Below are 12404 nucleotides of genomic sequence, written 5' to 3' on the forward strand. Positions count from 1 at the left end.
ACTGAGGGCCACGAAGGGGTACATCTCAGCATGGGTACGCGCATCCTCGGCATGGTGCTGGCCGGAGGCCAGGGAACTCGGTTGTCTCCGCTCACACAGCGGCGCTCGAAGCCAGCGGTGCCCTTCGGCTCGAAGTTCCGCATCATCGACTTCGCGCTCAACAACTTCATCAACTCCGGCATCTACTCCATCTACGTCCTGACGCAGTTCAAGGCGCAGTCGCTGACGGAGCACATCCAGCGCGGCTGGCGCTTCGGCTCGGTGTTGTTGTCGGACTACTTCATCACCCTCGTGCCCGCGCAGATGTACCTGTACGAGGAGCTGGGGCCCGTCTGGTACCGGGGCACCGCGGACGCCATCTACCAGAACATGCATCTGGTGGAGAACCACCGGCCCGAGCACATGGCCATCTTCTCCGGCGACCACATCTACAAGATGAACGTGGCGCACATGCTGGAGCTGCACGAGGACCAGCGCGCGGACATCACCATCGCCGCGTATCCCACGCCGCTGGCGGACGCGCACCGCTTCGGCGTCATGCAGGTGGACGAGCGCGGCCGGGTGACGGAGTTCCAGGAGAAGCCCAAGGACCCCAAGCCCATCCCCGGCCGGCCCGACACCGTGCTGGCCAGCATGGGCAACTACATCTTCCGCAGCAAGGTGCTCGCGGAGCTGCTCGAAGTGGACGCCAAGACGGAGGGCTCCCAGCACGACTTCGGCAAGGACGTGCTGCCGCGCGCGCTGCGAGACGGCTACCACATCCAGACGTACGACTTCGCCAAGAACCCCATCCCCGGGCAGACGCGACCCAACACCTACTGGCGCGACGTGGGGACGCTGGACGCGTACCACGAGGCGTCCATGGACCTGGTGTCCATCAACCCGGAGTTCGACATCTTCAACGCCGAGTGGCCGCTGCGCACCGCCAGCGAGTACAGCCCGCCCGCCAAGTTCGTCCATGAGTCCGGCGAGCGGGTGGGGCGCGCGCTCAACTCCATGGTGGCCGGCGGCTGCATCATCTCCGGCGGCGTGGTGCGCGAGAGCATCCTCTTCCGCCGCGCGCGCGTGAACAGCTACGCCAGCGTGCAGCGCTCGGTCATCTTCGACGAGGTGGACATCGGCCGGCACGCGCAGGTGAAGAACGCCATCATCGACAAGGGCGTGCGCGTGCCGCCCAACACGAAGGTGGGCTTCGACCTGGAGGCGGACAAGGCGCGCGGCTTCACCGTCACCGAGGGCGGCATCGTCGTGGTGCCCAAGGGCTACCGCTTCGAGTGAGGCCTCACAGCCCGCGCTTTCCGTCCGCCCAGTAGGCCTTGCTGCGCAGAGCGCGCTTCGTGAACCCGTGCTGCTCCAGCAGCTCCTGCCGGAGCATCACGATGGAGCCCGCGTGCCCGGCCAGGTAGCACGTCGCGCCCGTGAGCACGTTGCGCGAGAGCCACTCGCGCAGCGCCGTGCCGCGCGGCTTTCCCTCCGCGCGCGGGACGGCCGTCAGGGGCACGCCCACGCGAGCGAGCCAGTCCTCCGCGCCCGGCTCCACCTCGATGGCGCCCAGCATGCGCAGCGGTGAAGACAGGGAGCGAATCATCGCCTGGAACAACCCCAGACACGTCTCGTCGCCCAGGAACAGGTGCGCGGGCGCCTCCTCGTCCACGCCCAGCCTTCCCCCGGGCCCGAGGATGTCCGCGGTGTCTCCCGGCTTCAGCCCCGAGGCCCACTCGCTCCCGGGCCCCTGGCCGTGCAGATAGAAGACCACCTCCATCGCCCCGTGCCCCGGGTCCACCAGTGACGGCGTGTAGTGGCGGAAGGCCGTCGGGCTGACGCGAAACTCCACCTCGTGCCCGGGCTCGTACGTCACCCCGCGCAGGGACTCACCCTCGAAGCGCACCCGCCGCAGCCGGGGCGCCAGCGTCTCCACCCGAGAGACCTGCGAGGGCTTCGCGAACCAGGGCATCAGCGTGTTCGCGATGACCGCGGGCATCTCCGGCATGGGGTCTCCCTCGTGGGTGCGGGTGTTGAATCTTTAATATTGAAAATGAGAATCGTTATCAAGTACGGTGTTGCCCTGTCGAATGGGTCGAGACTCCGTCCGCCCAGGGAGAGGGAGACACGAGAATGATGAGCCATACCGAGGAGGCGCTGCCGAAGCGCGCCGGACAGCAGGGCCTGTGGGTCCTGGTCGCCGTGGGGATGTCGCTGGCGTTGCTGGTGAGCTGTGGCGAGGACGACCCGAAGGACGACCCGGCGCCGCAGGTTTGCGAGGCGAGCCAGGTGACCTGCACCGAGCAGACCATCGACCGGATGAGCATGCTGTCCGTGGTCTCCACGGGCGAAGTGCGCGAGGAGGGGACGACGGCCGGTGAGTTCCACACCTTCATCGACACGCGCGCCGGTGGCCTGACGCCGACGATGTCCTATACGTACCTGCGCTTCACGCCGACGGGGCTGACCCAGGTCCAGATTCACGACCAGGCGGCGCTCGCGTCGACGGACTGGGACCTCGCGGTGCGTCGCTACACCATGCGCGTCAACAGCGGCACGTCCGGGCCGTCCTGCGTCGCGGTGGCGAACACGGCCGAGGGCTCGACGTTCGCCTCGGTGACGGCGAAGAGCGCGGCGGCTGGGGAGTTCAGGACGGAGGCGTGGTTCGACGCGTCCTGCACGCTCATCCCGGATGACTCCGGTCTGAATGGCCCCGCGACGGTGCTGGGTGGCTTCTGGCGCTACCAGAGCTGCGTGGAGATGACGGGCCGCATCTTCATCGTCCGGCTGGCGGACGGCCGTCACGTGAAGCTGGAGGTGACGGGGTACTACGAGCCCTCCGCGCAGCAGGTCTGCAACGAGACGCACTCGGTGCCGCAGCCGAGCGGCTCGGGCTCCATCCGCATCAAGTGGGCGTTCCTGCCATGAGACTGGGGGCGTGGCTCCTGCTGCTTCCCCTGGGATGTGGCCCCGTGCAGCCGTCGCGGGCGCCGCATGAGCTTCCCGAGTCGCTCGGCGAGGCGCGAGCGGGGCAGCAGGCGGGAGCGCGCCCCACCTCACCCCAGGCGGTGCCGCCGAACTTCGGCGCGGGCGAGCAGGTGGAGTCGGCGGTGTCCCCGAAGGGGCGCTTCCGGGTGCACTTCTCGCGCGTCGGACTCAACGCGGTGCCGTCGGGGGACGCGGATGGCAATGGCGTGCCCGACGCGGTGGAGGTCGTCGGGCGGGCCTATGAGCGCGTCGCGGACTTCTATGTGGGGCTGGGGTTCCTCCTGCCGGGCAGCGACGCGGCGGTGGGGGAGGACAACGGCGGTGATGGGCTGTTCGACGTGTACCTCGTGGACTTCGCGGGCCGGGCGGATGGCGCGTTCCGGCTGGATGGTTGCGAGGAAGAGGACAGCAAGTGCGTGGGGTACATGCTCCAGGAGAACGACTTCGCCGGGTACGACTACCCCTCGTTCGAGGCGGCGGTGGGCATCCTGGCCAGTCACGAGTTCTTCCACGCGGTGCAGGCGGCCTACCGGCCGGGGCTGGGCAGCGTGGTGTCGGAGGGCTCGGCGGTGTGGGCCAGCGAGCGCTTCGACGAGACGCTCGATGACCTGGAGCAGTTCTCCTCGTCGTATCTCTCCCGGACGGACCGCAGCCTCGTGTTGGACCCGACAGGGCCCGCGGCGTCGTTCAGCTATGGCGCGGGGGTGTTCTTCCAGTACCTGGGCGAGCGCTTCGGAGACCGGGTCATCCTGGCGCTGTGGCAGGAGAGCCTCGTGTCGCCGACGGCGCCCTGGTTCAACTTGCTGGACACGGTGCTGCGTCGCGAGTGGGGCGCGGACTTCGACACGGCCTTCACCGAGTTCTCGCAGTGGAACCTCTCCACGGGCGCGCGGGCGCGAATCGACCAGGGCTATGCGCGAGGGGGTGGGTATGACGGGCTGGCGCTGGCGGCCAGGACGCTGCCCACGCAGGAAGCGGATGTCCGGGTGACGACCGCGTCGACGCGCTACTTCGTGGTGCCCGGTGGTTCGGCGGAGGTGCTGGCCAGGTACACGCTCAAGGCCGGCGAGGACCCGGCGAAGCTGCACCTGCTGGTGGCGGCGGTGACGGACACCGCGGTGCTCCGCGTGTCGCGCGCGGAGGGCTCTGGAGCGCTGTCCGCGAAGGTGGACGCGTCGGACGCGCGCGAGGTCATCATCGCGGTGGTGGATGGTCGCCACGAGGGCGTGGGCCGCTACGGGACGCTCTGCCTCACGGCGGATGCGACGGGCGCGCCCTGTGTCGACGTGACGCCCGGCCCCAAGGACCCCGACGACGACGGGGGCTGCGGCGCGGCGCCGAGCGGCCCGGGATGGGTGGCGCTGGTGCTGGCGTTGCTTGCGCTCAGTGCACGTCCGAAGCGGGCGCGGGTGGCGGCGCGGGCGCGTCCGACGGGCACTGGCGCTGGTACTCCGCCAGCGCGCTCTTGAAGCGCGCCTGTTCCTCCTGGGGCCACTCGGACGGGAGCTTCGCGATGGCGCGGTGCTGGTCGAGCACGGCCTGCTTGCAGTGGCCCCGGTGGAAGGCCACCAGTGCCGCCGTCTCCAGCACGTAGGGATTCTGGGCGCCGGTCTTCCTCGCCATGCGCGCCAGCGGCTCGGCTTCCGCGTAACGGCCGGCCTTGGCATGCAGCCACGCCAGCTCCGCCGCGGCCCACCAGTACGTGGGCGAGGTGAGGTTCAGGTAGCGCAGCGCGTTCGCATACCAGGGGTCGTCGGGCAAATCCCGCGCGAGCACCCGCGCCAGGTGTGCCCATGCGGAGGGGCTGGTCGGAAATCTCTGCGCCCGGGTCCGAGCCCATTCCAGCTCCTGCTGCGAGGTGGGCTTCGCCTGGCTGAACGACGTGTTGAGCTGGAAGGTGTATGGAATCTCGAGGGGGTGTCCCGCCAGCATCGCCGGCTGGTACTTCGACTCACGCAGCGCGGTGAGCAGGGCCTCCGTGAGCCCATAGGGCGCGAATTCCAGCACCTGGATGTCCCGGACGATGCCGTCCGTCCCGAGGCGACAGGAGACGACCGCCACGGCCATGGCTCTCTTGAACAGAGCCGCCCGGGTCATCTCGGGCGGCTTGCCTTCGAGCTTCGTCGGGCGCTGGTACTGCTCGCGCTGGTACGTGCACGCCTCTTCCAGCTCAGCGTCACAGGCCGCGCTGAGGTCCTGGGCGGCCTGCTTCACCTGCTCCTCGGTCGCCGTGCCCGAGAGCACCTGGACCGCGTCGGCGAAGATGGCCCGAGCCTGCGCCGGCTCCACGACAACGGTCGGCGCGGGGTCATAGAGCGGGCCAGCCCCGCCCATGTAAGCCTCTTCTCGCTCGACCATCGGGTCGAGGTAGTGCGCCATGGTGCGCGACAGGTGCCCATGGCTCGCGGGCAGCGAGGGAACGCGGGAGGAGAAGTGACTGCACGCGCTGCCCCCGAGAAGAAGGGGGAGGAGGACGATGTGGAGAGGACGCATCGCCGAGTACGCTAGCGGCCTCTGTCCGCCCGGAGAAGCTTTGCCCAAGGCGTGTCCAAGGTTGCGGGTCGGAAGGCGCTGTCCGGAGTGTGACAGGGAGTCCCAGCCCCTCCTTCCCAGGGGGGAGTTCGCCGTCGACCGCGCGACAGTGCGAGGGGCGCCCTGCGTCGGGACTCGTTCAAGTCCCCGTGAGCCGTATCGCGTCTGTCCCGAGTTCCGGCTAAGCGTGGGGGCCTGACCGCCGCACGGACCCGAGACCTTCATGCACAGCGCATCCGGCCAGGACAGCAGCGCGCCCTTCATTCGTTCGGTGGGCCGGGCACTCCCGCCACATTATGCCTCGCAGGAGCAGCTCATCGCGGCCTTCCGGGAGCTGTGGGCCAAGCGCCACTTCAACCTGGAGCGACTCGAGGACCTGCACCGCAACGTACAGGTGGGGGGCCGCTACCTGGCGCTGCCCATCGACGCGTACCCCGCCCTGGTGACGTTCCAGCAGCGCAACGACGCCTGGATTCGCGAGGCCACGGCGCTCGGCGAAGTCGTGGTGAAGCAAGCGCTTCAGCGGGCGGAGCTGACGCCGGCGGACGTGGACCACGTCTTCTTCGTCACCGTGACGGGCATCGCCACGCCCAGCATCGAGGCGCGGCTGGCCAACCGGCTGCGCTTCCGTGACGACTTCAAGCGCACGCCCATCTTCGGGCTCGGCTGTGTCGCGGGCGCGGCGGGCATGGCGCGGGCGGCGGACTACCTGCGCGCCTTCCCCACGCACACCGCGCTCGTCGTCTCCGCGGAGCTGTGCTCGCTGACGCTGCAGCGCGAGGACCTGTCCATCCCCAACATCATCGCCTCCGGCCTCTTCGGGGACGGCGCGGCCTGCGCGGTGCTCAGAGGCGCCGACGCTCCCGGCGCGAAGGGGCCCCGGGTGGTGGCGTCGCGCTCGGTGTTCTATCCGGACTCCGAGCGCATCATGGGCTGGGACGTCGTCGACTCGGGCTTCAAGGTCGTCCTTTCCGCGAAGGTGCCCCAACTGGTGAAGGACCACATCCGGGGCAACGTGGACGGCTTCCTCGCATCCCACGGGTTGAAGCGCGGTGACATCCGTCACTGGGTGGCGCACACCGGAGGTCCCAAGGTGCTGGAGTCCTTCGAGGAGGCGCTGGAGCTGGACAAGGACGCGCTGGCGCGCTCCTGGGCGTCGTTGCGCGAAGTGGGGAATCTGTCCTCGGCCTCGGTGTTGTTCGTGTTGGGGGAGACGCTGGACCAGGTGGCGGCGAAGCCCGGCGAGTACGGATTGATGATGGCCATGGGACCTGGGTTCTGCGCGGAGATGGTGCTCTTGCGATGGTGACCGCCACACAGGCTGTCTTCCTGGGCTACATGGGCCTGCTCGGGGCGGAGCGACTGGTGGAGCTGGTGCTCTCCAAGCGCAACGCCGCGTGGGCCTTCGCGCGGGGAGGGGTGGAGACGGGGCAGCGTCACTACCGCTTCATGGTGATGTTCCACTCGCTCTTCCTCGTATCGTGTCTGGCGGAGGTGTTCCTCCTGCGCCGGCCCTTCCTGGGCGTGTGGAGCGGCGTGGCGCTGGCGGGCGCGGTGGCGGCGCAGGGGCTGCGCTACTGGGCCATCTCCACGCTGGGCCCGCGGTGGAACTCGCGCATCATCGTCGTGCCGGACCTGCCGCCGGTGGTGGGCGGCCCGTATCGCTTCCTGCGCCATCCCAACTACGTCGCGGTGGTGCTGGAGCTGGCGAGTGTGCCGCTCATCCACGGCGCGTGGTGGACGGCCGTGTTCTTCTCGGTGGGGAACCTGGTGCTGCTCTCCGTGCGCATCCGCGCGGAAGAGGCGGCGCTGGGGGACGCGTACGCGCGCGCCTTCTCCCACCGTCCCCGTTTCCTCCCCGAGGTGCCCCGTGGCTGAACTCGAACTGGAAGTCGTGGCGGAGATTCGTCGCATCGCCGCCGATGAGCTGGAGTGGAAGGGCGTGGTGGAGCCCCAGCACGACCTCGTCAGGGACTTGCAGCTCGACAGCCTGGGGCTGACGGTGCTGGCGGTGGGGTTGGAGAACCGCTTCCGCATCCGCCTGTCGGAAGAGGACGCGCAGGGCGTGCGCACGGTGGCGGACCTGGCGAAGCTGGTGGTGCGCCGGGTCGCCTCGACGGCGCGCCCTCCCACGGAGGTCCGCTCGTGAGAGGGCCCACGCTGCCGAAGGTGCGCTTCCCCACGGTGAACGCGATGCTCGCGGCCGCCGGGCAGACGCCTTTCAAGCTGACCTTCGTCGACGCGGCCGAGCGCGAGGAGTCGCTGCCCTGGGGCGACGTGTACCGTCGCGCGCGGCGCACGGCGGCGGGGCTTTCGCGGCTGGGCGTGCGCGAGGGGGAGCGGGTGGCGTTGCTCTTGCCCACCTCGCCGGGCTTCATGGACGCCTTCTTCGGGACGCTGCTCGCGGGCGCGGTGCCGGTGCCCCTGTACCCGCCCGTCCGGCTGGGGCGCCTGGAGGAGTACCACCGGGCCACCGCGCGGATGCTCCAGGTGACGGGGGCGAGCCTCGTCCTGACGGACTCGCGCGTGCGGCTGCTGTTGGGGGCCAGCGTGGAGAGGTCCCGTCCGCGCCTGGGCTGTCACACGGTGGAGGAGGTGTCTCGAGGCGACGACGAGCGCGAGGTGCCGGTGGGCCCGGAGGCGCTGGGCCTCATCCAGTTCTCCTCCGGCTCCACGGTGGACCCGAAGCCGGTGGCGCTGACGCAGGGGGCGCTGCTGTCGCAGGTGATGGCGCTGGAGGTGGCGATGCCGCTGTCGCCCGACACGCCGCGCGTGGGCGTCAGCTGGCTGCCGCTGTACCACGACATGGGGCTCATCGGCTGTCTGCTGTCAGCGCTGCACTACCCCGGGCACCTGGTGCTGATTCCGCCCGAGGTCTTCCTGGCGAGGCCCGCGCTGTGGCTGCGCGCGCTGTCGCGACACCGGGGCTTCATCTCCCCCGCGCCGAACTTCGCCTATGGCCTGTGCCTGAAGCGGGTGAAGGACGCGGAGATGGAGGGCGTGGACCTGTCGTCGTGGAAGCACGCGCTCAACGGCGCGGAGCCGGTGTCGGCGGAGACGCTGCACCGCTTCGCCGAGCGCTTCGAGCGCTGGGGCTTCTCCGCGCGAGCGCTGCGGCCGGTGTACGGGCTGTCGGAGGCGTCGCTCGCGGTGACCTTCCCGCCGGACGGACGGGGGCCGCGCTCGCTGGGCGTGGACCCGACGGTGCTGGCGTGCGAGGGGCGGGTGGCGGAGGGCTCACGACAGTTGGTGAGCGTGGGCTCGCCGGTGGCGGGCTTCGAGGTGGAGGTGCGCGACGCGCAGGGCACCGTGTTGCAGGACAAGCGCGTGGGCGGCGTCTTCACGCGAGGCCCCTCGTTGATGGAGAGCTACTTCGGTGATGCGCTCGCCACGCGGCGCGCGCTGACGCTGGATGGCTGGCTGGATACGGGAGACCAGGGGTTCATCGCGGACGGCGAGCTGTACCTGACGGGCCGCGCGAAGGACGTGGTCATCATCCGAGGCGCCAACCACGCGCCGCAGTCGTTCGAGGAGCCGCTCCAGGCGGTGGAGGGCGTGCGCACGGGCTGCGCGGTGGCGCTGGGCTTCACGCCCGAGGGCGGCCAGGACGAGGCGCTGCTCATCCTCGCGGAGCGCGGTGGCGAGGAGGAGGCGTCGGCCGTGGAGGAGCGCATCCGCGCGGCGGTGGTGGAGGCGACGGGCGTCAGGCCCCACACGGTGAAGTTGCTGGAGCCGGGGACGCTGCCCCGGACGTCGAGCGGCAAGCTGCGCCGGGGTGAGGCGCTGCGTCGCTACCTGTCCGGAGAGCTGTCGCCGCCGAAGAAGGTGGGCATGGTGGGCATGGCGGTGGAGATGGCGCGCAGCGCGCTGGCCATGGCCCGGGCGGAGCACGAGACATGAGGCGGTGCATGGTGGGCACGGCGGTGGAGTTGGCGCGCGGCGCGCTGGCCATGGCCCGGGCGGAGCACGAGACGTGAGACGGTATGACGTGGCCGTGGTGGGCGGAGGGCCGGCGGGTCTGGCGGTCGCCATCCACACCACGGTGCGCGGGCTGAACACCGTCGTCCTGGAGCGCGCGACGCTGCCGGCGGACAAGGCCTGTGGCGAAGGGCTGATGCCTTCCGGGCTCGCGGCGCTGGAGCGCCTGGGCGCGCTGGCGTACCTGGACCGCGCGGAGAGCTCGCCCTTCGTGGGCATCCGCTACGTGCAGGAGGACGGCAGCACGGCGGAGGGCCTGCTGCCGGGCCCCGGAGGGCTGGGCGTGCGGCGCGTGGCGCTCGCGTCGGCGCTGGTGGCGCGGGCCCGGGACGTGGGCGTGGAGCTGCGCGAGCGCACGCAGGTGCTGTCGCATCGGCGCGGGCACGACGGGGTGACGCTGGAGACGCCGGAGGGGCCCGTGGAGGCGCGGATGCTGGTGGCGGCGGACGGACTGGGCTCGCCGCTGCGCCGCGCCGAGGGGCTGGAGGTGGACGTGGAGGGGCCTCGGCGCTTCGGGCTGCGCAGGCACTTCCAGCTGGCCCCGTGGACGCCCTATGTCGAGGTGCACTTCGCCGACGGCGTGGAGGCATACGTGACGCCCGCCGGCGCGCGGCGCGTGGGCCTGGCCTTCCTGTGGGAAGACGGTGGCGTGGAAGGGCGCGTGGGCTTCGACACGCTGCTCGCTCGCTTCCCCCGGCTCCAGGAGCGGCTGCTCGTCGCGGAGCCGGACTCGCAGGTGCGCGGCGCGGGGCCGCTGGCGCGGGTGGCGCGGGTGCGCGTGGCGGACCGCTTCGCGCTGGTGGGCGACGCCGCGGGCTACGTGGACGCGCTGACGGGCGAGGGACTGTCCCTGGCCTTCGCGTGCGCGGAGTCGCTGGGGACGCTCTTGCCGGACGCGCTGACGAAGGGCGCGACGAGTCAGGTGCTGCGTCCCTACGAGCGGCGCTTCCAGCAGGTGTTCCGCAAGTATGCGTGGGCCACGCGCGCGCTGCTCATGCTGGCGCGAAGGCCCACGCTGCGCCGTCCCATCGTCCGACTGCTGGGACGAAACCCCTGGATGTTCGAGAAGATCCTCCACGCCGTCGTGGCGTGACGGGCGCTACTTCGCCATCACCCACCCGACGAACAGCTCCGTGGAGCGCTCCAGCAGCGGTTCTATCGAGTCGCTCCGGGACTTCTTGCGCAGCGGCCCCTCGTTCCACAGCGCGGCCAGGCCGTGCACCCAGGCCCAGATGGTGAAGGCCAGCGTGTCCATGTCCACCTTGTCGCCCGTGGCCTGCTTCGCCTCCTGGGCCAGCGCCTGGAGTCGCCCGTAGGCGCGCATGCCCTCCGTGTGCAGGCTCGCGTACTTCTCCTCGTCGCTCCACTCGGGTCGGAACATGACGCGGTAGTGCGCGGGGTGCTCCACGGCGAAGCGCACGTAGCACCGGGCAAGCGCTCGCAGCTGGCTGTCCGTCCGGGGCGCTCGGGTGCTGGACAGCGCCTCGTCCATCCGCTGGTTGAGCGCCCGGTAGCCCTCTTCCGCCACCGCCGCCAGGAGCGCATCCTTGTCCCGGAAGTGGTGGTAGGGCGCCGCCGCCGTGACTCCGGCCCGCCGAGCGACTTCGCGCAGCGACACCGCGCCCACGTCCTCCGTCGCGATGAGCTTCAGCGTCGCGTCCACCAGGGCCTGGCGCAGGTCTCCATGGTGGTAGGCCCGCCGTCGCGGCGCAGCCGGCTTCTTCACGCCCCGGGTCGTCATCGCCCCTGCTCCCTTCCTGGGCTGTCGTTCATCTTGACACCGTTAAGACCGCTTCTTATCTGAGCGGTGTTCATATTGACTGGAGGCGCGGGATGCGCGCATTCGTGACGGGAAGCACGGGCCTGTTGGGGAACAACGTGGTGCGGGCGCTGGTGGCCGGGGGGCACACGGTGCGGGCGCTGGCCCGCTCGCCGTCGAAGGCGCGCGCGGTGCTGGGCGGCCTTGGGGGAGTGGAGGTGGTGGAAGGGGACATGAAGGACGTGAAGGGCTTCGCGGCCGCGCTGGAAGGTTGCGACGTGGTCATCCACACGGCGGCCTACTTCCGCGAATACTACGCGGCCGGCGACCACTGGCCGAAGCTGTATGCCATCAACGTGAAGGCCACGGTGGAGCTGGCCGAGGCGGCCCACCTGCGCGGGGTGAAGCGCTTCGTGGACATCAGCTCGTCGGGGACGGTGGGGGCGAAGCCGGACGGCTCGGCCGGAGACGAAGAGACGCCGCCCGCGCCTGTCGCCTCCTCCAACCTGTACTTCAAGAGCAAGGTGGAGTCGGAGCGGGAGCTGAATGGCTTCAGCGCGCGCTCGGGCCTGGAGGTGGTCTACGTCCTGCCGGGGTGGATGTTCGGGCCCTGGGACGCGGGCCCCACGGGCGCGGGCCAGTTCGTCCTGGATTTCCTCGCGGGGAGGATGCCGGCGCTGCTCGACGGAGGCGGGTCGCTGGTGGATGCGCGCGACGTGGCCCAGGCCACGGTGGTAGCGGCCGAGAAGGGCCGTGCGGGCGAGCGGTATCTGGTGGGCGGCGAGTTCGCGGACCTGGCCACCATCTCCCAGGCGCTCGAGCGGGTGACGGGGGTGAAGGGGCCGCGCCGGACGCTGCCGCATGCGCTGGCGGTGGCCCTGGGGGCGGCGGGACAGACGTGGGCTCGGCTGACGGGCGGCGAGACGTCGCTGACGGTGGAGGGCGTGCGAACCATGCACGCGAAGCTGCGCGTGGACTCGACGAAGGCGCGGCGGGAGCTGGGGGCGTCGTTCCGTCCGTTGGAGGAGACGCTGCGGGACACGGTGGCGTGGCTGCGCGAGCACAAGCTCCAAGCGGCGCCCGTCGTGGAGAAGCCCCGGGTCGCCACGTCCCCCTGAAGAGTCCTGCGCGTCGTCCCCCCTGCCGTTACGATGGGTCCCCAGCG

General features: G+C 70.7%; 12 protein-coding genes. 9 read left to right on the plus strand and 3 right to left on the minus strand.

What is annotated here, in order from left to right; genetic code table 11:
• Positions 1-30: 30 nt before the first annotated feature.
• Positions 31-1278: a glucose-1-phosphate adenylyltransferase gene (gene glgC, locus ACN469_RS38745; protein ID WP_498776564.1), complete on the plus strand. Its 1248-nt coding sequence runs from the start codon at positions 31-33 to the stop codon at positions 1276-1278.
• Positions 1279-1282: 4 nt separating this feature from the next.
• Here the strand turns inward: glgC and ACN469_RS38750 are convergent, their stop codons facing one another.
• On the minus strand, positions 1283-1990 hold the full coding sequence (locus ACN469_RS38750; RefSeq protein ID WP_498776566.1) for a siderophore-interacting protein: 708 nt from the start codon (positions 1988-1990) through the stop codon (positions 1283-1285).
• A 125-nt stretch (positions 1991-2115) separates the two neighbouring features.
• Here ACN469_RS38750 and ACN469_RS38755 point away from each other — a divergent pair, with 125 nt between their 5' ends.
• Both ACN469_RS38755 and ACN469_RS38760 read left to right on the plus strand, forming a co-directional pair.
• Positions 2116-2910 carry an HmuY family protein gene (locus tag ACN469_RS38755; protein WP_498776568.1) on the plus strand — a complete coding sequence of 265 codons (795 nt, stop codon included), beginning with the start codon at positions 2116-2118 and terminating at the stop codon, positions 2908-2910.
• Positions 2907-4439 (plus strand): MXAN_6640 family putative metalloprotease, encoded by a 1533-nt coding sequence (locus tag ACN469_RS38760; RefSeq protein ID WP_498776570.1) that lies wholly within the window; start codon positions 2907-2909, stop codon positions 4437-4439. Before ACN469_RS38755 ends, ACN469_RS38760 begins: the two co-directional genes overlap by 4 nt.
• Here ACN469_RS38760 and ACN469_RS38765 read toward each other — a convergent pair.
• Positions 4354-5463 (minus strand): hypothetical protein, encoded by a 1110-nt coding sequence (locus ACN469_RS38765; RefSeq protein ID WP_498776571.1) that lies wholly within the window; start codon positions 5461-5463, stop codon positions 4354-4356. The two genes, ACN469_RS38760 and ACN469_RS38765, sit on opposite strands and share 86 nt — an antisense overlap.
• Positions 5464-5725: 262 nt before the next feature.
• On the opposite strand from ACN469_RS38765, the gene ACN469_RS38770 reads away from it, so the two are divergent.
• The 5 genes from ACN469_RS38770 to ACN469_RS38790 all read left to right on the plus strand — a co-directional run bounded on the left by ACN469_RS38770 (position 5726) and on the right by ACN469_RS38790 (position 10573).
• Positions 5726-6811 (plus strand): type III polyketide synthase, encoded by a 1086-nt coding sequence (locus ACN469_RS38770; protein ID WP_498776572.1) that lies wholly within the window; start codon positions 5726-5728, stop codon positions 6809-6811.
• Positions 6805-7380 (plus strand): isoprenylcysteine carboxyl methyltransferase family protein, encoded by a 576-nt coding sequence (locus tag ACN469_RS38775; protein ID WP_498776574.1) that lies wholly within the window; start codon positions 6805-6807, stop codon positions 7378-7380. Before ACN469_RS38770 ends, ACN469_RS38775 begins: the two co-directional genes overlap by 7 nt.
• A complete protein-coding gene (locus tag ACN469_RS38780) occupies positions 7373-7651 on the plus strand; it encodes an acyl carrier protein (RefSeq protein ID WP_498776576.1) in 279 nt (92 codons plus the stop codon). The genes ACN469_RS38775 and ACN469_RS38780 overlap by 8 nt, the downstream gene beginning before the upstream one ends.
• A 44-nt stretch (positions 7652-7695) precedes the next feature.
• A complete protein-coding gene (locus ACN469_RS38785) occupies positions 7696-9402 on the plus strand; it encodes a fatty acyl-AMP ligase (RefSeq protein ID WP_498776647.1) in 1707 nt (568 codons plus the stop codon).
• 73 nt (positions 9403-9475) lie between these two features.
• Positions 9476-10573, plus strand: coding sequence for an NAD(P)/FAD-dependent oxidoreductase (locus ACN469_RS38790; RefSeq protein ID WP_498776578.1), 1098 nt, complete (start codon positions 9476-9478; stop codon positions 10571-10573).
• Positions 10574-10579: 6 nt separating this feature from the next.
• On the opposite strand, the gene ACN469_RS38795 is transcribed toward ACN469_RS38790, so the two are convergent.
• A complete protein-coding gene (locus tag ACN469_RS38795; RefSeq protein WP_498776580.1) occupies positions 10580-11221 on the minus strand; it encodes a TetR/AcrR family transcriptional regulator in 642 nt (213 codons plus the stop codon).
• Between the two features lie 92 nt (positions 11222-11313).
• Here ACN469_RS38795 and ACN469_RS38800 point away from each other — a divergent pair, with 92 nt between their 5' ends.
• On the plus strand, positions 11314-12357 hold the full coding sequence (locus ACN469_RS38800) for an SDR family oxidoreductase (protein WP_498776582.1): 1044 nt from the start codon (positions 11314-11316) through the stop codon (positions 12355-12357).
• The last annotated feature ends 47 nt before the right edge of the window (positions 12358-12404 follow it).

The organism is Corallococcus terminator (assembly GCF_049194865.1).
Lineage (GTDB): Bacteria > Myxococcota > Myxococcia > Myxococcales > Myxococcaceae > Myxococcus > Myxococcus terminator_A.

Bases quoted from the DNA above. Each gene is read 5' to 3' on its own strand.
- ACN469_RS38800 (WP_498776582.1), top strand. From the start codon at position 11,314: ATGCGCGCATTCGTGACGGGAAGCACGGGCCTGTTGGGGAACAACGTG.
- ACN469_RS38775 (WP_498776574.1), top strand. From the start codon at position 6,805: ATGGTGACCGCCACACAGGCTGTCTTCCTGGGCTACATGGGCCTGCTC.
- ACN469_RS38755 (WP_498776568.1), top strand. From the start codon at position 2,116: ATGATGAGCCATACCGAGGAGGCGCTGCCGAAGCGCGCCGGACAGCAG.
- ACN469_RS38770 (WP_498776572.1), top strand. From the start codon at position 5,726: ATGCACAGCGCATCCGGCCAGGACAGCAGCGCGCCCTTCATTCGTTCG.
- ACN469_RS38765 (WP_498776571.1), bottom strand. From the start codon at position 5,463: ATGCGTCCTCTCCACATCGTCCTCCTCCCCCTTCTTCTCGGGGGCAGC.
- ACN469_RS38795 (WP_498776580.1), bottom strand. From the start codon at position 11,221: ATGACGACCCGGGGCGTGAAGAAGCCGGCTGCGCCGCGACGGCGGGCC.
- glgC (WP_498776564.1), top strand. From the start codon at position 31: ATGGGTACGCGCATCCTCGGCATGGTGCTGGCCGGAGGCCAGGGAACT.
- ACN469_RS38785 (WP_498776647.1), top strand. From the start codon at position 7,696: ATGCTCGCGGCCGCCGGGCAGACGCCTTTCAAGCTGACCTTCGTCGAC.
- ACN469_RS38750 (WP_498776566.1), bottom strand. From the start codon at position 1,990: ATGCCGGAGATGCCCGCGGTCATCGCGAACACGCTGATGCCCTGGTTC.
- ACN469_RS38760 (WP_498776570.1), top strand. From the start codon at position 2,907: ATGAGACTGGGGGCGTGGCTCCTGCTGCTTCCCCTGGGATGTGGCCCC.